This window comes from Acinetobacter sp. SCLZS86 (assembly GCF_021560715.1).
GTDB classification, from domain to species: domain Bacteria; phylum Pseudomonadota; class Gammaproteobacteria; order Pseudomonadales; family Moraxellaceae; genus Acinetobacter; species Acinetobacter towneri_A.
Genome location: NZ_CP090864.1, coordinates 2630414 through 2649881, shown reverse-complemented (window position 1 = coordinate 2649881; position 19468 = coordinate 2630414). Strand labels below are relative to the sequence as shown.

Genomic DNA, 19468 nt, shown 5'->3' with positions numbered 1-19468 from the left:
CAGGGGTAATGTGACCTGATGCTGTGTATTTCATACATTGCTGTGTAGATCACTTTCTAAGAATAAAACTTTTTTAAGTACATATTACCGATATGAAGATGAATCTCTCATGCTGTTTTTGAGGGGGATAGATTTGTGTGCTTTATCGTCTATAACACTTCAAAAAAACATAGATATTCATTCTAACATTCATGCATGGGGAGCACTGCGTCTGATTAAGACCAAGACCAGTGATGCCTATAAAAAAGAGAAAATGATGATGTTTAAAACTTTCCTAAAAACTGCCCTTATTTCATCACTACTTGCAGGCGCATCATTGGCGCAGGCAGGCTGGTTTGCACAAGCCAGTGAATCCTACCTTGTTCAAGCACGTCATACAGGCGGTGGGGTTTATCAATGTCTTTATAAAACCAATCCTGGCAACCGTGGTTGGCGTAATTTCACGGTGAACTTTCAAGGTGGTTGTCCACGCTTTGTTCACTTTAATGCGCAGAATGGTCAAGTCACTGTGCCCAACTAAATGAGGGGAACATTCAAATGACTCAAAAAACCATATTGGGCTTGGCGGCAATCTTAGCCCTGACCTTGATCAGCATCGCAGGCTTCTACTTCTTTAGCCATAAACACACAACTGAAAAAACGGTTCCAGCCAGTACTTCTGAGGTCAGCTCTGCACAACCTTTAGAATCCGCCAGTTCAGAAGCAGTATCCACTGTGATTGCAGCGGCAGAAGTGGATGGCATCGATGTCAAAGAATTGACCACGGGAAGCAAGCGTCTGAGTCCATCAGATCATGAACCTGAATTGCTGAGTTTTGAGTTTGATCAAAACCTTAAGGCGGTGGATACCTTACTGTCGATGCTGCCTTATGATGAACTGCCTGAATTTGAGCAGGACAATATAGACAAGTATCAGCGCTATATCTTTGCCAAAGCCGCAAAAGATACAGGCAAATCAGTGCAAGACTTTAGCTTGCAAGAACATGGCGCACTGGAATCGGAGCAAGCGGGTAATCGCTACTACGTTTATAAATTTGATAACGGCACAGACTGTGAAATCCATCTGGCCAGCATTGACTTAAATACAGGCGATTATGGCGTGAGCTATAACTACTGCTAAGGATGAATTTGATGAAGCAACTTTTAAAACCCTTACTCCTCGCAGTGACTACAACGACAGGCATCATGTTGAGTGGCTGTAATGCAGGTCTTGATCCAAACACGTTTACGGTCGAACTCGATGTAATTGATACCAGTAACTGGTATGCCCAAAATCAATCCGCTACGGTATTGACCATCCGTTCCAATATTGCAGAGCCTATCGATGTCAGCCATGTTTCTGTCAATCATGGACAATGTCGTTATGAAGGCTATCGTCGATCATTGGAATATCCGCAGCATTTTAAGATGGGGCAACGTTTAAGACTGAAATTAACAGACTGTAGCTACAGTAATGTGGTGCAGGTTGATGTCGAAACAGATAAAGGCACTGCAAGCTACAGCTTTCAATAACCGTCGTGCATTCTAAATGTTAAAACACAGCATTTAAATTTAGATGAAACACCAAATCAAACCGTGTCCTCAATGGGCACGGTTTTTTTATGCCCTTCATCCAGCGCTTTGCACTGAATTCATTTCGCAAGGAATCCCCATGTCTTTTATTCGATGTCCCTACTGTCAGTCTACGCATGTCAGACAAACCGACTCAGGCAATACGCATGCCAATTATTTTGAGCAACTACAACGTTGTATCTCACCAACACAGATGGCGATGTTGGGGATGCAAGTTGCACGAAAATCAGGCTTTTCACCACTCTTCGGTGCAGCCGTTGGGGTAGTGGTGGGTGGTGTACTGGTGGTGGTGAGTCAGTATGCCTTTGAAAAATACTACAGCAATGCCGAGCAGTATCTCTGTCTGGATTGCCAACAAGCGTTTGCATGGATGCCGTAATCGCATCTCTGACTTTACACGGTTGCATCTTTAAATCTTTACATCTTTTACTTTTATTTGAGGAATAATCAAAATGGCACATCAACTTGAACAAATGGCGTATGTCGGACAAACCCCATGGCATGGTCTGGGCAATCAACTTAGCCAAAACCAACCGATTGAAGTCTGGGCCAAGCAAGCAGGTATGGACTGGCGCATTGAATCATCCAATGTCAGCTACATGGCTCAAAACTCACGTGGACAAAGCATCATCATGCCGTATGAAGAACAACGGGTACTGTACCGTTCAGATACTCATGCGCCTTTATCGGTGGTGAGTCAGCGTTATCAAGAAGTCCAACCAATGGAAATTCTGGAGTTCTACCGTGATCTGACTGAGCAATCAGGCTTTGAACTGGAAACCGCAGGTGTCCTAAAAGGTGGGAAAAAGTTCTGGGCCTTGGCACGTACAGGACAAACTGCAGAATTGAAAGGTGGGGATGTCAGCAATGGCTATATTCTGCTGGCAACCGCATGTGATGGTACTTTAGCCACCACCGCACAATTCACCAATATCCGTGTGGTGTGCAACAACACTTTAGCCATTGCCTTGCGTGGACAGAGTTCCAATGCAGGCGTGGTCAAAGTACCGCACAGTACCAAGTTTGATGCTGATAAAGTCAAAGATCAACTCGGTATTTCAGTGAAAACATGGTACGACCATATGTATGAAATGAAACAACTTACCCAACGTAAAGTCACCCAGAAAGAAGCAGCGGCTTATTTTGATGCGGTATTTAACAACAATAGCCTAAGTGCGATGGAACAGGAGGATAACATCATTCAGTACTACCGTAATGTTGCATCCCAAGCCAATCCACAGCCGAATAAAACTGAACCGAATGGACGTGCCATGACCAAAGTCATGAATATGTTTAATGGGCAGGGACGTGGAGCAGACCTATCTTCAGCCAAAGATACCGCTTATGGACTGCTTTGTGCGATCACAGAATTTGTCGACCATGAACGTCGAGCGATGAGTACCGATCACCGCCTTGATTCTGCATGGTTTGGTGCAGGCGCAGCATTGAAACAACGTGGATTGGAGCAAGCTTTATATCTTGCAGCCTAAATTTTATCTTGTATCCCTCTTTGCCACATCTTCGGATGTGGCTTTTTTTATGCCGTTTTAAAATCAATGATAGAAGGATAAACCCATGAATCAGATTATAAACCCAACAGTAACGTCTCAATCTCAGTATTTACCAACTGTAGCCAATGACAAGCTTAAACAAAGTCAATCAGGTTCAAAACGTAGCTTAAATGCCAAACGTCTGATCAACACCAAACAACTGGACTATCAGGCATGGCTTGAAGTGCGTAAACAGGGAATAGGCAGCAGTGATGCCGCAGCTGCCTGTGGCTTGAATCCCTATATATCGATGCTGGAACTGTGGCTGATTAAAACAGGACGGGTAAAGCAAAACATTGATGATGAAAGCTCAGGACATGCACCTTTATATTGGGGCAAGCAGTTAGAACCGCTAGTGGCTGAATACTACAGTCTGCATACCAACAGCAAAGTTCGTCGGGTCAATGCGGTGCTGCAGCATCCTGATCCTGACAAAGCCTTTATGTTGGCGAACTTGGATTATGCCGTGGTGGGCAATGAAGACGTGCAAATACTGGAATGCAAAACCGCAGGAGAATATGGCGCTAAACTGTGGCGAGATGGTGTGCCGTTATACGTGTTGTGTCAGGTACAACACCAACTGGCGGTGACAGGTAAACAAGCGGCACATATTTGTGTCTTGCTGTGTGGGCAGGAAACCAAAATCTACAAAGTCAGTCGTAACGAAGCCCTGATTGAACAGATCATTCAGGCAGAACGATTATTTTGGGAATGTGTTGAAAATGATGTTCCACCAGCAGTGGATGCCAGTGAATCGGCAGCCAAAGCTTTACAACAGCTCTATCCTGAACATACCCCACTGAGCTGTGTTGACCTAACGGAGGTCGAACTTGCCAATGAACTGTTTGATCAGTTGATAGAGGAAAAACAGCAGATTGAACAACACCAAAGCCAGTTTGATCTACTCAAACACCGAGTTCAGGCACTGATGCAGGAACATGAACGTGCCGTATTTCAGCAAGGTTCAGTGACATGGAAGAAGAGCAAGGATAGTATTAGCCTAGACATCAAATCCTTACTTCAGCACCAACCTGAACTCATTCAACAGTACCCACTGCAGAAAGCAGGCAGTCGTCGTTTCAACATTTATCACGATTAGCTCAAAACTTAGAGTTAATCACTCAGCAAGAAGCAATCTGAAATCCCGTGCAGCCCTGCATGGGATTTTTTTATGCCGATTTTATTTTAAGCAAACAGTGCAACACTTCTAAACATCTCAACGACAGAGGAATTTCAACATGATTAAAGGTCTAGCAATCACACCACCCATCTTGGGCCGGATCAGTATTGGTCGTGTAGTCGAAAAGAATGGCAAGCGTCTGCCTGAGAAAGACGATCAGTTCACCATTACCAGTCAAATACAAGGCAAGGATGGTTGGGTCAAACACCCCTTGGATGAGCAATTGCGTAGTCAAGCACCGAATCAAAAGCTGCGTAGCATTCCTGTGCGTATGATCTTCAATGATCCTGAATTGAACTTACGTGCCGAGTACAGCTTGTTTGACCGACAGACAGGTCGCCCGATTTGTGTGGGGAATGGTCAGACCTGCCAACGCATGACATCACAAGGTGTAGAGCAACATCCTTGTCCATCACCCGACTTATGCCCACTTGGACAAGGCGGGCATTGCAAGCCTTATGGACGTCTGCATGTCAATTTAGGTGAAGCAGATGAGTTTGGGACTTTTATTTTCAGAACCACAGGCTTTAACAGCATTCGCACTTTGGCAGCACGTTTGAATTACTACCATGCAGCATCAAATGGGTTGCTTTCATGCTTGCCACTGCAGCTGACCTTGCGAGGAAAGAGTACAACGCAAAGTTATCGTCAACCTGTGTACTACGTGGATTTAACGCTCAGGGATGGCATTCATTTACAAGAGGCGATTCAAACAGCGAAGGAAATTGACCAGAAAAGTAAGTTGTGTGGTTTTAATCAGGCTGCTTTAGATCAAATGGCACGGCAGGGTTATGGTAATGCACGATTTGAGGTGAATGCTGAGGAGGGACTAGATTTGGTTGAAGAGTTTTATAATGATAAGGGTTTTGAGTCTGAATCGGTACAAACTGAAATCAAAAATAAATCTAAATCAGAGCTTAAGTCCCATCAGGGAGAGGGTGTTGTACAAGAGATTCAGAAAAGCTTGAAGCAGAATGTAAGGATTGTAAATTAAAAAATTTAAAGAGAACAGCGAGTTCTCTTTAATTTATTTTTTTTGTATTAAAAAACAAATAAGATGATTGAATCTAATACCAAGCGATACCAAGCAAAAACTTTTAAAGTATGTTTTTCTACAAATTTAACCATGGCTTTTACCACAAGCAAAGCTGCGATGAATGCGGTTACAAAGCCTACGGAAATATTCAATAAATTTTCTGAAGTTAAAACATCAACGTTGCGAAATATGTCTAAGTAACGGCACCAATAATGGTTGCACCAGACCGTGAAGTCCCCGGAATCATCGCAAGACATTGAACCAAACCAATAACAATGGCCTGTTTGAATCCAATATTGGTTGCCTCAATGGTTTGGACTTTAAAATTTTTAGCTTCTACAGCAAAAATTAACAGTGCACCAATAATCAGTGCAGATGCCACAACCGAAGGACTGAATAAAACTTGTTTAATAAAATCAACAGCTATAACTCCGATCACTACTGCAGGAATAAATGAAATGAAGACATTTATCGCAAAACGTCTCGCATGGTAATCACCTGATATAAAACCATGTAGTAGATTAATAATTTTTTTACGGTAGAGCCAACAAACGGCTAAGATTGCGCCCAGTTGAATGACAACTTCAAAGACACGGCCTGAGTCTGAATGAAAATCAATTAAATGGCCAAATAAAATTAAATGACCAGTACTGGAAATGGGTAAAAACTCCGTTAAACCTTCTATAAAACCTAAAAATAAGGCTTTAAGTACTGAAATTATATCCATAAATAAAGTGAGTCACAGAATAATAATAGCCATCACTTTTAAGATATTTTTCTGCATTTATAAATTCACTGAGCCAAATTTTTACGCTTTCTTTACGCGGCATCCAAAGTTATGGATAGAGACTTTACGGTTTTATTTTTCATACTAGATAGTGGAATATCCCAATGCTTAGGATGAAAAACATGAGTGCGGTCATTCACGCGCATCAGCAGGTACAGCATCAAAAAAATTGCGTTGTACAAAACAATCAAAATATATCTTATTTCAACTTCTTTAAGCAGATTTCAGCTCTGAAACATAGGAGTGAAATGCCATGTTAGAGTTTGCTTTGCTTTTAGCCATCGTCTTTGTTCTGGCTTATCCCTTGGGTAAATACCTCGCAGCGATAATGCACAACCGCGAGATGAAAATTGATCCTCTATTCAATTGGATTGAAAAGCCCATTTACGCGGTTTTAGGAACCAATCCCAAACGGGGAATGAATGTCAAAACCTATTCATTCAATTTTGTCATGAGCTGTGCGGTGATCGGTTTGGTGACTTGGATTCTATTTATGGTTCAAGCCAGCCTGCCGCTGAATCCAAACCATGCACCGAATATGTCATGGGATTTGGCGCTGCATACCATGATTTCATTTTTGACCAATACCAATCAGCAGCACTATTCAGGACAGGCGCAACTGTCATATTTATCGCAAATGGTTGGCATTGTCGGCTTGCAGATCATCACGCCGATGATGGGGCTCGCAATGGTGGTGGCAACAGTACGAGCACTATTTTATAAACAATCCAATGTGCTTTCTGAAACCGATAAGCAAACCAGCTTTAAGCATAAAGTGCAGCAAATTGATGTCGGCAACTATTGGGCTGATGTGATTCGTCCGACATTCCGCTTTTTGATTCCTTTATGCATGGTTTGGTCATTGCTGCTCACTAGCCAAGGTGTGCCATCGACTTTTCAAGGCGGACCAGAAGTTCAAGTCATCGATCAAAGCAGCGAATTAACAGCGCAAAAAATACCTTTAGGCCCAGTTGCACCAATGGTGGCGATAAAGCAATTAGGTAGCAATGGTGGTGGCTGGTATGGTCCGAACAGCAGTGTACCTTTGGAAAATCCGACACCATTGTCAAACTTTCTAGAAATGCTTGCGATTTTACTGATCCCTGTTTCGGTGATTTTCATGCTGGGCTTTTTCACCAAACGTGCCAAATTCGCTGGCTTTGTCTTTGCTTCGATGCTGCTGATGTCGATCATTTCCGCAGTCAGCGCTATCTGGTCAGAAAGCCTTTCATCGACGTCAACATTGCTTTCAGTCATGGAAGGTAAGGAAGTGCGTTTTGGCGAAGCATCTTCTGCCTTGTGGTCAGCGGTCACCACCCAAGTCAATAACGGGTCTGTGGATATGATGCACGATTCATCTGCTCCGCTCACAGGCATGGTGCAATTGTCCAATATGCTGATCAATGCCATTTGGGGCGGAATTGGCTGTGGTTTGCAGCAATTCATTATTTATCTGTTTTTAGCGGTCTTTATTGCTGGCTTAATGACAGGGCGTACTCCAGAGCTGTTTGGACGGAAAATTGAAGCCGGTGAAATCAAGTTGCTCGCTGTGGTGATTCTGATTCAACCCATTGTCATTCTTGGTTTAACGGCAATAACCGTATTTTTCCCTGAATTGACGGGCAACAGCAATCAACAATACCACGGCATTTCCCAAGTGTTGTACGAATATGTCTCTGCATTTGCCAACAACGGCTCAGGCTTTGAGGGGCTGGCAGACAATACCGTATGGTGGAATGTCACTTGCGGTATCGCTTTATTGCTCGGCCGTTTCCCGACCTTGATTATTCCTTTAATCATCGCTGCACGTTTAGCTGCTAAACGCCAAGCGCCTGAAAGCAGTGGCAGTTTAAAAGTTGAAACGCCAACATTCGCACTAACGTTAATCGCAATTGTGGTGATGTTGACCTTATTGCAATTTATGCCAGTCCTGGTCTTGGGACCAATCGCTGATCATCTGTTATTGGTTCAAGGTTAAGGGTGAGTACAATGAATCATTCAAAACACGCTGTTCAAACACAGCAAAACACCATAGCTTCAACCTTATTTCAAGCTGAAGCGTGGAAAAATGCTTTTATTAAACTGCTGCCGCAGCATGTGATTAAAAATCCAGTGATGGCCATCGTTTGGCTTGGCACGCTGATTACACTGATCAGTACAATTCTAGGTCAATCTAGTTTGGTTTTTGGTTTCTTGGTGACGTTGATTTTATTTGTGACGGTTCTCTTTGCCAATTATGCCGAAGCGGTTGCTGAAGCCAAAGGCCGCGGACAGGCGTCATCACTGCGTCAAGCTCGTCAGAATTTGACGGCGCGCCGTATCCATTCTAAAGATGATATGGATGGGGTGCAGATTTCAGCGGCTGAATTGAACATGCATGACTTCATTGAAGTGCGTGCAGGGGAATTGATTCCCGCAGATGGTGAAATAATTCAGGGCTTTGCCACGATCAATGAAGCTGCAGTAACAGGTGAATCTGCGCCGGTACTCCGTGAAGCGGGCACAGATAAATCTGGGGTGATTGGCGGAACCAAAGTCTTAACAGACCGGATCATCGTGCAAGTGACCGCAGAGGCGGGGAATAGCTTTCTCGACCGAATGATTGCTTTAGTCGAAGGCTCAAACCGTCAAAAAACACCGAATGAAATTGCCTTAGGTATTTTACTGACCGTGATGACTGTGACTTTTATAATCGTCGTGGTCAGCCTGCCGTTGATTGGACATTTCCTGAATATGGAAATCAGCCCGATTTTATTGGTGGCGCTATTGGTCTGCTTGATTCCAACCACCATTGGCGGCTTATTGCCAGCTATTGGGATTGCAGGGATGAACAGAGCGCTCAAAGCCAATGTGATTGCCAAATCAGGCAAGGCGGTTGAAGTTGCAGGTGATATAGATGTTTTACTACTCGATAAAACAGGAACTATTACTTACGGTGACCGTCAGGCGACCGCTTTTTATCCATTAACAGGAGTGACGGAGTCTGAGCTTCGCCAAGCGGCGGTACTGACTTCTTTGGCCGATCCAACACCAGAAGGTAAATCGGTGGTGGCTTTGGCCAAAGAGCAAGGTGAAAGAGTGGCCGAGCCTGAACAGGCTGAATTTATCGCTTTTAATGCTTCAACACGCATTTCAGGTCTTAACTTGGCGGATGGTCATCAAGTGCGTAAAGGCGCTATGGATGCCATTCTTAAATTCGCTTCGCAAAACCTTGAAAATCATGCCGAACTGAAAGCGCGCGTAGAACAAGTAGCTTCAAAAGGGGCAACGCCGCTGGTGGTGGCCAAAGACCATCATTTGCTGGGGGTGATTGAACTATCGGATGTGATTAAGCAAGGCATTAAAGAAAAATTTGCGCGCTTACGTGAAATGGGCATTAAAACTGTGATGGTGACCGGAGATAATCCGCTCACAGCAGCGGCCATCGCTGCCGAAGCTGGTGTGGATGATTATATTGCTGAGGCCAAACCTGAAGATAAACTCACTTGTATTCGAACCGAGCAAAACAAAGGGCACTTGGTCGCGATGGTCGGCGATGGCACTAATGATGCACCAGCGTTGGCTCAAGCAGATATTGGCTTAGCCATGAACTCGGGAACGCAAGCAGCCAAAGAAGCAGGCAATATGGTGGACTTAGATTCTGATCCAACCAAATTGCTATCTGTGGTTGAAATAGGCAAACAGCAGCTGATTACTCGCGGTGCATTAACCACCTTTTCCTTGGCAAATGATGTATCAAAGTATTTTGCAATTTTGCCGGCATTATTCGTCGCGGCAATTCCGCAAATGCATGTGTTAAATGTCATGCAACTAGGCAGTTCTGAAAGTGCCATCCTGTCTGCGCTGATCTTTAATGCGATCATTATTCCTATGCTGATTCCAATTGCACTGCGCGGTGTGAAATTCAAACCTTCGACATCTACCCAATTATTGCGCCGCAACATGCTGATTTATGGTGTGGGCGGGGTGCTGCTACCGTTTATTGCCATTAAAGCGATTGATCTGCTGATCAGTCCAATCTTGGCCCTATAAATTTTTTGAGGATGACAAAGTGAATATGCAAAATCATCAATTGGCAGACTCATCATGGGGTGAGAAACTGCGCGCTTCGTTTGGAATGACCATCATTGCTCTAGGCTTATGCGGCTTTGTATATAGTGCTGCTGCAACCAGCTTAGGACAAATGCTCTTTCCAAAACAAGCCAACGGCAGCTTGATTGTCGAAAATAATCAAGTGATCGGTTCACGCTTAGTGGCACAGCCTTTTGCCCAAGTTCAATATTTCCATCCGCGTCCATCTGCCGCAAATTATGATCCTATGGCGATGGCCGGAAGCAACATGGCGAGAACCAATCCTGAACTGCAGAAAGCCATAGAGGAACGGCTGAATCGAATCGCAGCGAAGGAACAGATTGAAAAATCTAAAATTCCTGCGGATCTGGTCACCGCTTCAGGCAGCGGCATCGACCCTGAAATTAGCGTGCAATCAGCCATGATTCAAGTGAAGCGGATTGCCCATGCACGGCATATGCCTGAACAGAATATCGAAAAACTGATTCAGTCGCATACGGTTCAGCCGATTTTTGGGATTTTAGGGCAGGCACGTGTCAATGTGCTTGAATTGAATTTGGCTTTGGATCGGGGCGGGAAGTGATATGAATGGCTTGATGATTAAAATATAGTGATTGAAAGCTATTGAATAATCTGAATTAAGTTATATACGATTGTTGGGCGAGGGGATGTTCTATACCTCCGCCCAACGGTGGCATCCATATTGCCCAGCAATAGCCAAGCTGACTTTAGACGCATTTAAATGAATTTAAAAACATCTTTTAAAGCAATAAATAAAGATTACTTCTATGACTGATCCACGAACCAATAAAGCCGATGTTTTGCTGCAACATACACAGCGTTATCAGTCTGGGCGGCTGACGATTTTTTTAGGCGCAGCTCCGGGCGTGGGAAAGACCTTTGCCATGCTGGTTCGTGCGCATGAACTGGCGCTGCAGGGTATTAATATCGTCATTGGCTATGTAGAAACGCATGGCCGTAGAGAAACTGAAAATTTAATTTCTGGTTTAGAGATTATTCCGCGCAAGGCTATTGAATATCAAGGGCAGCATCTGGAGGAAATGAATCTGGATGCTGTTTTGGAAAAAAAGCCCAGTATTGTTTTGGTGGATGAGTTTGCCCACACTAATATGCCCGGCAGCCGTCATGAAAAACGATGGCAAGACATCAATGAAGTATTAGATGCTGGAATTGATGTTTTTACAACCATGAACATTCAACATTTGGAAAGTTTGAATGATGTGATATATCAAATAACAGGGATTCGTGTCACTGAAACCGTGCCAGACCGGGTATTCGGACGGATTCGAGATATCCGCTTGATTGATTTGCCTGTAAATGAGCTGTTGGAGCGCTTAAACCAAGGAAAGGTCTATGTGCCTGAGCAGGCCGAACAGGCCTTGCAGCGATTTTTCAACAGCTCCAACTTAACGGCACTGCGTGAACTGGCAATGCAAACTGTGGCCAATTATGTTGATAATGATGTACGCGAAAATTTCGCCATTCAAGGGCTTGCTCAAATTCCCTTAAAAAATCATGTCTTAATTATGATTGATGGCAAAGGGCATTCTGAAGCTTTAGTTCGGACTGGATGCCGTATTGCCGAGCATCGTGCGGCAAACTGGACAGTTGTTGCTTTTTCTCATGATACGCAAATCATGAATAAACAGGAAAACTCGCAAAGCCGTGAAATTGAACGGGCTTTAAACTTAACGCGTCAAATGGGCGGAATGACTGAAGTCCTTCACGGCCAGCAACATGCTAAAACTTTATTTGATTATGTGATGGACCGCGGCATTTCAACCTTGGTTTTAGCACAAGCGGCTCCGCAAAAGTTTTCGCTGAATTTAAGGCTCAATTTGATTGATCAGTTGTTGCAATACCGGCCCAGTTTTGAACTCAGTATTGTGCCGATTATTGCAGAGAATAAGCATCTGTCCTTTTTCACTCAAAGGGCATTCTTGTCGCTGAGAGAAATACAGTACGTACTAGCCACCACGGTCATCAGCATTGTGATTGCAAGCTTAGGGGAAAAGTATTTAGGGATTGAAGATCTTTCGGTGATTTTTATCACCGCTGTGGTTTTTGTGGCATCAAAAACACGGATGCTGGCTGCAGCTTTTTCAGCCATCCTATTCTTTCTAGCTTATAATTTTTTCTTTATTTCCCCGCAATTTACATTTCAGATTTCTGCACATCAGGGGATTGTCACCGTGGTTGCATTTTTGGGCGCGGCTTTAATTTCGAGCCGATTAGCGTCACGTTTGAAAGAACAGGTGACTGCACTCAAAACGGCGAACAGTTATAACAGCATTATGCAGGATTTAGGGCAGAAGCTGTCCACAGCATTAGATTTGGCACAAATCAAGGAGATTGCTGAACATAGCCTGAGTAAAAATCTCAATGCAGATGTCTGGCTGTATTTCCCAGATACTGCAGCAACTCAAGCATCATCCACTATCATGAGTAATAAAGAAAAAATTTCAGCCGATTGGACATTCAAAAACCATCAACCGTCCGGTCGCTTTACCCAAACCTTGACGGAAAATGAGTGGTGGTTTTTGCCCTTATTGGCTTCCAAGCAATGCTTAGGCGTGGTGGGGTTGAAACTTAAAGATGTGCAAGCAGTAATCAATACGGAGCAAAAACAGCTCGCTGAACTCATGGTAGAGTATCTTGCGCAGGCGATTTTCCGCACCCAGCTGACCAAGGCTTTGGAAATAGCCAATGTGAATTCTGAAACGGAAAAATTGCGCTCGGCATTATTATCATCCGTATCGCACGATTTACGCTCGCCTTTGGCGTCGATGATTGGAGCAGCGGATACTTTGAGCACTTACCGCCATTCCATGAATGAAAATGATCAGGACAGCTTGCTGGAAGCGATTCATTTAGAGGGGGAACGTTTAGACCGCTATATTCAAAACCTACTGGATATGACCCGTTTAGGCCATGAAGGCTTAAGCTTGAAGCGGGACTGGATTGGAGTTGATGAACTGATCGGTTCAGCAGTGCGCCGTTTAAACCGTTATATGCCAGATGCATTGGTTGAAGTGCATGCGCCTCAAGAATCTTTGAGTTTATTTGTACATGCCGCCTTGATTGAACAGGCCATTTTTAATGTGCTGGAAAATGCCGCAAAATTTTCACCAGAGAATAAAGCTGTGATGATTGAGGTGCAGCAGGTGAATGAAAATGAGATCGAAATTGCCATAACTGATAAGGGGCAGGGTATCCCGGAAGGTGAGCGGGAACGCATTTTTGACATGTTTTATACCATGCAGCGCGGTGACCGCGGGCAATATGGTACAGGCTTGGGCTTGACGATTGTGAAAGCGATTGTGGGTGCGCATATGGGGAAAATCATGGCATCATCAGGCAAGAACAATCAAGGAACATGTATCCGCATACAGCTTCCTATTCAGCAAATTACTTAAAGCATCTAGCAGCTTTTAGGTGGGAAAATGCCAGAACAGAATGAATCAGCCAGCTCCATGACCAATGTCTTGATTATTGATGATGAAAATCAGATTCGAAAATTCTTGGATATAGCACTCAGAGCGCAAGGCTATAAAACCCTTTTGGCTGAAAATGGCCAAAAGGGTTTGGAACTCCTAGCTTTGCAAGGCGCAGATTTAGTGATCCTCGATTTGGGTTTGCCAGATTTGGATGGTTATGAGGTTTTGTCTGAGCTTCGCACATGGTCGCACGTTCCAGTGATAGTGCTGTCTGTGCGGGCAAATGAAGAAGAAAAAGTGAAGCTTCTGGATGCTGGCGCAAATGATTATGTCACCAAGCCGTTTAGTGTTCAGGAGCTGGTGGCGCGCATTCGTGTACTGCTTAGGCAGCACCAGCATAGTACTGTTGATACTGTAATTTTTGATGATGGCGTATTAAAAATCGATTTTTCCAAACGGCAGGTTTTTTTAAATCAACAATTGCTCTCCTTAACACGCAAAGAATATCAGCTGCTGAATTTATTGGCGAAAAATAAAGGCCAATTGATTACTCAGCCGCAAATATTGAAAGAGCTGTGGGGGCCAACGCACCAAGAAGATACGCATTATTTACGGATTCTGGTGGCTAAATTAAGAGTGAAGTTAAATGATAATGCTGTGCAGCCTAAATATATTATTACTGAACCGGGAGTGGGTTTGCGATTTTTGAAGATTTATTAATATTAAATATGCCATTTATTTTACATGAGTAATTAGACCTCTTTCATAAATCATTTTTTGCTCAGTTCCAAGTTGTAGATTCCAGCGATTAAATTGAATCTCAAACTAAGCCTTTTACATCTATTTCGATAACGCTCAGCAAGGATTTTGAAGGTTTTCAGGTTGCCAAATACATGCTCAATTCCGATTCATCTTTTATTGATTTCTTGATTATAGATTTTCAATTCAGGATCCAATTTACAGTGTCTTTTGGCTTTTAATGGCAACAGGCTATTCGGATACAACACATAAATCCGCTGATAGCCTTTATCTGCCAGGATAAAAGCCCCAAAAGGAATCTGGTTTAAATTGCGTTTGAACAACTCGAAATCATGCACTGCCCCGCGACTGGCACATAAACTCAGAATTTGCTGAGTTTTGTAGTGAATCATGGCTTGTACTTTAAAGGTATGGGTCTTTTTTTTGCCGCTATAGCTTTTCTTCTGTTTTTTTAGGCCTTTGGATTGGAATTTCCGTGGCATCCACGATCACAACATTCCAGTCGATGCCTTCGCCCTCGGGTAAATCTTTGGGTAAATTAAACAGATTGGACCGAAGCAGGCAGTCTTCAACATGACGGACAATTCTTGAGGCTGTGGGCTCTGAAACCCCGTAACTCGTCGCAACGTGAAATAAGGTTCGGTATTCCCGCCAATAGCTCAGACAGAGCAGAACCTGATCCTCCAGGCTTAACTTGGGCGGTCTGTCTTTGGCAGAGACATGCTTCTGCAATTGCTCAACCATCAAATAGAAAGTTGACCATGAGATGCCTGTGTATCGCTTGAACTGAGGATCAGAAAGCTTGTTTGAATCGATGTATTTCATCCGCAGATTATGCACGAATGCTAAGAAATCCGGAGTGCAAATATTAACCAAAAAGAAGATCGTTTTTTGATTTATGAAAGAGATCTATTGTTATTTTTATGTTTTAACTTATTTTAAATTAGCTTTTTCGTGGTTTTAATAGTTTAAAAAATAATCATATTAGTTGGGTGCTTTTTTACGGTTTATTTACGTTACATTCGGTAGAACTTGTTTTATTTTGATCATTGTTAATATTTAACAGGACAAAATAATGAGTAATTTACTCATGGCTAGACATAATATAGCTGACGAAGAAGCGGTCCCTGAATCCATGCCATCTGCGCGTCAATGCTGCGATATTGAAGATATTCTATTTTCAGAAGAAATCGAAAACTATCTGCAGCGCTATCCCAATACCCGTCATGTTGAGATTTGCCTGCACGATCTGAATGGTCATGTCCGCGGCAAGCGCATAGATATTGTCGGTCTAAAAAATATTGCACAAGGCTGTTATTTCCCAATGTCTATTTATGCCATGAGTCTTGATGGAGAAGTGATTGAAGAATCGGGTTTAGGAAAATCGATCGGTGAGCCGGATTATTTATGTAAACCTATATTGGGAAGCCTGCAGCCCTGCGCTTTAAATCCAGAGTCCAATGCACAGTTATTCCTAACCATGAAAGATGACAATCATCAAGATTGCGAAGTTGAACCGCGCAATATTTTAAAAAAAAGTTTAAGAGCGCTGCATGATCAAAACTTTTATCCTTGCATGGCCGCAGAATTGGAGTTTTATTTATTTGACAGCAATGAAAAATCTGGCTCCAATCAGATTTATTTAAATCAATGTTTTGATGTGAATGCGCAAGATAAATATCAAGACGTTCTGGATGAAATTGAACGGATTGCCCTTTTGCAGGGGATTCAGATTACAGGCTTAGTCTCGGAATCATCTTCCGGGCAATACGAAATTAATATTCAGCATAGCGGTGATATTTTGAAGCTATGCGATCAGATCATGATGCTAAAGCGCACCATTAAGCAAGTCGCTGTAGAACATGGGTTACATGCAAGCTTTTTGGCTAAGCCTGATCTGAATAAAGCGGGCAGCGGCATGCACTTTCACATGAGTTTGTTAAATCAAGACCAGCAGAATATTTTCAGCATGAAGCAGAATCCTTTACCGTCACGGCAATTATTAAAGGCGATCAGCGGGCTGATAGTCTTGCTGCCGCCGTCCATGGCGGTGCTTGCCCCGAATGTAAACTCATTCCGCCGGTTTAAAGCTGGAAACCATGTGCCCTTAGAAGCTAATTGGGGCGTGAATAACCGCAATGTGGCCATTCGCATACCACGTTCGGACAATGAAAATCAACGCTTGGAATATCGTGTTGCAGGTGCGGATTGCAATCCTTATTTAACTGCAGCCCTGATTTTGATCGGCACACTGCATGGGTTGACACAGAATCTAGAAATTCCACAGCAAGCCACTCAGATAAAAAATAAACATCAGCCGCACTTTTTAAGTACGAATCAGCTGGATGCTTTAACATTTTTTCACCGGAATACTGTTTTGCAAAAATATCTCGGCAAAAGATTTATGGAATTATGGTGTGCAGTTAAACGTGCTGAGCATCAGTATATGTACAGCCAAATTACTTTGATCGAACAACATTGGGATATTTAACTGCTTAAAAATGTATAACACGATAAATAATGAAGATGATGCTAGAAATCAGAAGCTCAATGAAGAATTATATTTGAAGTATAGTTTACAGGAAATTGATTCTGACATTTTAGTAAAGAAATACCAGTATGCGTCAAAAAGTATGAAAAAAATAATTCATACTATTTTTAAAGAAAGAGGTTTTAATCGAAGTGAGATAGATCATATATTGAAATCACTCAAGTAAAATAATTATGCCAATAGTATTGCTGATACTATTGGCATTTAACTTTTAAAAAGATTTAGTCAGGGTGAATACTGCTTCAGTTTTTACCCCTTTTTTATTTTGACTTGTAAAGTCTTTGGTTTTTAAATTACTACCAACCGCTGCTAATTCTGCATTTATTCCCATTGGCTTATAAGCTGTCATTAAAAAGTAAACATGTATTCTTTTCCGAATTGGTTTGATACTCTCTCCACCCATTGCTCTATTTTATCAGCTGTCATGACTTGAAAATCTCGCCAATAATATTTCATCTGCTTCCATACCATCTCGATTCGATTTAACTCAGGGCTATAAGCTGGAATAAAATACAAATTCGTCGAAAAGTTACTTTTAAGTAGCTCTCTGTAATCAGCCATCTTTTTACTTCTATGAATCGAGGCATTATCAACAATAAGAACCAATGGAAGGTTATAAGTCTGTTTTACTTGTTGAGCTATTCCAGTTAAATAGGCATAAAACCAAGTGCTTGTAACTGACTCTTGTAAACAACTTGTCACCAGTTTCCCCGTTGAAAGCAAACACCCCATGACATTAACTCGTTTTAATCTTATTGCATCAACCGCATGAACATCACCTATCTTTGTCCACGCATAGCGGTTATCAGGTGTAGATGAAAACCCTGTTTCATCAACATAACCTAATATAATTTCACCACGTGCCGCTTGCTCTCGTAATTTTTCAATCTGCTGTGTTGCTTGTTCAAATGCAATCGGATCTCTTTTTTTTCAAGCTATGACGGGTACGCTTGAAGACCATACCTGAATCACGTAAAAACTTACGAATGGTTTCAACAGACACGGACACTTCGTATTCTTCATGTAGTTTGACTCGGATTTGTTCTGCATTGAGTGGACTTGTATTGACCCAATCTAGGATTTTCGCCTGATAGTCTGAGATCAATGTATTGGGCCGACCTGAGCGATGACCTTCTTTAATCGATTCAAACTCATACAATTCCCAACGTCGGCGTTGTAGCCTTATGGTTTCTGGGATACGTTCTTGTAGAGTGGCAACTTCCGCAACACTTTTACCTTCAGAAAGCCAGAGAATAGTTTGGGCACGTTGTCTTTCACGCCAATGTTTTGCATGCTTGGCCAGAAAAATGAGTCGTTCTCGCTGTTCTAAACTAAGTGGTACAGAAACAATTCGAGGCATGTGTGAACATCTGTTAACTAAAAAAGCTTTTTCGCATGATTAGTTATTTTTGTCAACTTAGCGGTAAGTTGCACCAATTTTCCAATCAAAAAAATGGTCTTTTGCTTCAGAACCATAAATGTCCTGATTTGCTTTGGAATAACCTAAGCTAACATTTGTGCCAAAATTAGTTTGAGCAATCGGTGTAGCATATAAGACATTAAAATACCAATTTGAGATATCTTTACCTATACTGTCACTGGCAGCTTTGCCGCCATAGTTATAGGTATAGCTTATGCTTGGTGTAAAGCTATCGTTCTGATGCAGCAACGCATTAAAGATCATTTTGAAATAGTATTCATTATAATTTAAATCGCTGTTGCCGATGTAATTGTAGCGCAGCATGCCAAGATCAACTGCAGGATGGATTGAACCTAGCGCGATTGGCGCTGTATAGCCGATCTGGGGATCCAGTTCTAAATTTACTTCGTCATCAAAATCAACATTCGATGCAAATGCAGCAAGATAAAATCCTGAAGCATGGCTTAAAACAAAGTTTCCCTGCAAGGCCGGATCATTCTGGGTTTGCGTTTGGCCGCGCCAGCGGTAGTCGCTGGCCAATGATACATTACCTGAAAAGCTTAAAGCGGGAGAGCTTTCATCTCCAGTAGCAAAAGCATAACTTGAATAGAGCGGTATAAGGCTAAAAAGTAGATGGTATAATTTTTTCATAACACTTTAAATTAGTAGTCATTGAAGTAATGTATGTTATGGTTTAATTTATTGATATATAATAAAATTATCGTAAATTTTGCGTAAAATAAGTATAAAATTTAAGATGAATATTTTTTAAAGTCGCAGATTCAAATCCCAAGTGCAACACATTTGTAGTTAGTTGAAAAAGTTAGGTGTATTCATAGAATCATTAGACTTTACCGCAAGGAAGGGTTTTGCCAATGCACGGTTTGAAACGGATATAGAGGAAGGGTTAGAGGTGCTGGAGGAATACTACCCTGAACAAGAACAAAACCGTACGGTGGAGCAACAAGCTTCGCCTGAAGGGTTTGTGCAGGGTATTCAGCAGGGGTTGCAGCGATCAGTCAGACCCGTCAATTAATCGATTGGTTGGAAAAGAGCAACTTTCTAGGTTGCTCTTTTTTTTTACG

General features: G+C 42.4%; 18 protein-coding genes and 4 pseudogenes. 15 read left to right on the top strand and 7 right to left on the bottom strand.

All coding sequences use genetic code 11. The features are described from left to right. Positions 1-259: 259 nt before the first annotated feature. The 7 genes from LZP46_RS12650 to LZP46_RS12620 all read left to right on the top strand — a co-directional run bounded on the left by LZP46_RS12650 (position 260) and on the right by LZP46_RS12620 (position 5295). On the top strand, positions 260-520 hold the full coding sequence (locus LZP46_RS12650) for a hypothetical protein (protein ID WP_002126044.1): 261 nt from the start codon (positions 260-262) through the stop codon (positions 518-520). Positions 521-537: 17 nt separating this feature from the next. Further along, the gene (locus LZP46_RS12645) at positions 538-1119 is read left to right on the top strand and encodes a hypothetical protein (RefSeq protein ID WP_004692370.1); all 582 of its coding nucleotides are present in this window, start codon (positions 538-540) and stop codon (positions 1117-1119) included. An 11-nt stretch (positions 1120-1130) separates the two neighbouring features. Continuing rightward, on the top strand, positions 1131-1511 hold the full coding sequence (locus tag LZP46_RS12640; protein ID WP_004960803.1) for a hypothetical protein: 381 nt from the start codon (positions 1131-1133) through the stop codon (positions 1509-1511). 139 nt (positions 1512-1650) lie between these two features. After that, the gene (locus LZP46_RS12635; protein WP_178319491.1) at positions 1651-1950 is read left to right on the top strand and encodes a hypothetical protein; all 300 of its coding nucleotides are present in this window, start codon (positions 1651-1653) and stop codon (positions 1948-1950) included. 73 nt (positions 1951-2023) lie between these two features. Beyond that, positions 2024-3061 carry a DUF932 domain-containing protein gene (locus LZP46_RS12630; protein ID WP_043045771.1) on the top strand — a complete coding sequence of 346 codons (1038 nt, stop codon included), beginning with the start codon at positions 2024-2026 and terminating at the stop codon, positions 3059-3061. Between the two features lie 85 nt (positions 3062-3146). Next, complete coding sequence (locus LZP46_RS12625; RefSeq protein WP_178319490.1) at positions 3147-4220, top strand: YqaJ viral recombinase family nuclease; 1074 nt, start codon at positions 3147-3149, stop codon at positions 4218-4220. A 139-nt stretch (positions 4221-4359) separates the two neighbouring features. Next, on the top strand, positions 4360-5295 hold the full coding sequence (locus tag LZP46_RS12620; protein WP_178319489.1) for a recombination directionality factor: 936 nt from the start codon (positions 4360-4362) through the stop codon (positions 5293-5295). A 47-nt stretch (positions 5296-5342) separates the two neighbouring features. Here the strand turns inward: LZP46_RS12620 and LZP46_RS12615 are convergent. Then, positions 5343-6064 (bottom strand): annotated as a pseudogene (locus tag LZP46_RS12615) (undecaprenyl-diphosphate phosphatase). A 313-nt stretch (positions 6065-6377) separates the two neighbouring features. On the opposite strand from LZP46_RS12615, the gene kdpA reads away from it, so the two are divergent. The 5 genes from kdpA to LZP46_RS12590 all read left to right on the top strand — a co-directional run bounded on the left by kdpA (position 6378) and on the right by LZP46_RS12590 (position 14373). Next, entirely contained in the window at positions 6378-8102 is a 1725-nt protein-coding gene (gene kdpA, locus LZP46_RS12610) for a potassium-transporting ATPase subunit KdpA (protein ID WP_039908909.1), read from the top strand. An 11-nt stretch (positions 8103-8113) separates the two neighbouring features. Then, positions 8114-10156 (top strand): potassium-transporting ATPase subunit KdpB, encoded by a 2043-nt coding sequence (gene kdpB / locus LZP46_RS12605; RefSeq protein ID WP_005403695.1) that lies wholly within the window; start codon positions 8114-8116, stop codon positions 10154-10156. Between the two features lie 19 nt (positions 10157-10175). Next, complete coding sequence (kdpC, locus tag LZP46_RS12600) at positions 10176-10778, top strand: potassium-transporting ATPase subunit KdpC (RefSeq protein ID WP_004682291.1); 603 nt, start codon at positions 10176-10178, stop codon at positions 10776-10778. Between the two features lie 205 nt (positions 10779-10983). Next, entirely contained in the window at positions 10984-13632 is a 2649-nt protein-coding gene (locus tag LZP46_RS12595; protein WP_005403696.1) for a sensor histidine kinase, read from the top strand. 27 nt (positions 13633-13659) lie between these two features. Continuing rightward, positions 13660-14373, top strand: a complete 714-nt coding sequence (locus LZP46_RS12590) for a response regulator (RefSeq protein ID WP_004692355.1) — start codon at positions 13660-13662, stop codon at positions 14371-14373. Between the two features lie 188 nt (positions 14374-14561). Here LZP46_RS12590 and LZP46_RS12585 read toward each other — a convergent pair whose 3' ends face one another. Both LZP46_RS12585 and LZP46_RS12580 read right to left on the bottom strand, forming a co-directional pair. Next, entirely contained in the window at positions 14562-14894 is a 333-nt protein-coding gene (locus tag LZP46_RS12585) for a transposase (protein ID WP_004692353.1), read from the bottom strand. Continuing rightward, complete coding sequence (locus LZP46_RS12580; protein ID WP_078388747.1) at positions 14842-15237, bottom strand: transposase family protein; 396 nt, start codon at positions 15235-15237, stop codon at positions 14842-14844. The genes LZP46_RS12585 and LZP46_RS12580 overlap by 53 nt, the downstream gene beginning before the upstream one ends. Positions 15238-15487: 250 nt before the next feature. Here LZP46_RS12580 and LZP46_RS12575 point away from each other — a divergent pair, with 250 nt between their 5' ends. Together LZP46_RS12575 and LZP46_RS16360 are read left to right on the top strand one after the other, a co-directional pair. Continuing rightward, positions 15488-16903: a glutamine synthetase family protein gene (locus LZP46_RS12575; RefSeq protein WP_004692352.1), complete on the top strand. Its 1416-nt coding sequence runs from the start codon at positions 15488-15490 to the stop codon at positions 16901-16903. Between the two features lie 10 nt (positions 16904-16913). After that, on the top strand, positions 16914-17129 hold the full coding sequence (locus tag LZP46_RS16360) for a hypothetical protein (protein ID WP_004692350.1): 216 nt from the start codon (positions 16914-16916) through the stop codon (positions 17127-17129). A gap of 45 nt (positions 17130-17174) precedes the next feature. Here the strand turns inward: LZP46_RS16360 and LZP46_RS12570 are convergent. The 4 genes and pseudogenes from LZP46_RS12570 to LZP46_RS12555 form a co-directional block, all read right to left on the bottom strand. Beyond that, positions 17175-17303: pseudogene (locus LZP46_RS12570) on the bottom strand (TorF family putative porin); the annotation flags it as partial. Between the two features lie 8 nt (positions 17304-17311). Next, complete coding sequence (locus tag LZP46_RS12565; RefSeq protein WP_141730351.1) at positions 17312-17851, bottom strand: IS630 family transposase; 540 nt, start codon at positions 17849-17851, stop codon at positions 17312-17314. Between the two features lie 16 nt (positions 17852-17867). Continuing rightward, positions 17868-18323 carry a helix-turn-helix domain-containing protein gene (locus tag LZP46_RS12560; RefSeq protein WP_004973749.1) on the bottom strand — a complete coding sequence of 152 codons (456 nt, stop codon included), beginning with the start codon at positions 18321-18323 and terminating at the stop codon, positions 17868-17870. Between the two features lie 60 nt (positions 18324-18383). Next, positions 18384-19034: pseudogene (locus tag LZP46_RS12555) on the bottom strand (TorF family putative porin); the annotation flags it as partial. 196 nt (positions 19035-19230) lie between these two features. Between LZP46_RS12555 and LZP46_RS12550 the strand changes: the two are divergent. Beyond that, positions 19231-19419, top strand: a pseudogene (locus LZP46_RS12550) (hypothetical protein); the annotation flags it as partial. Between the last annotated feature and the right edge of the window lie 49 nt (positions 19420-19468).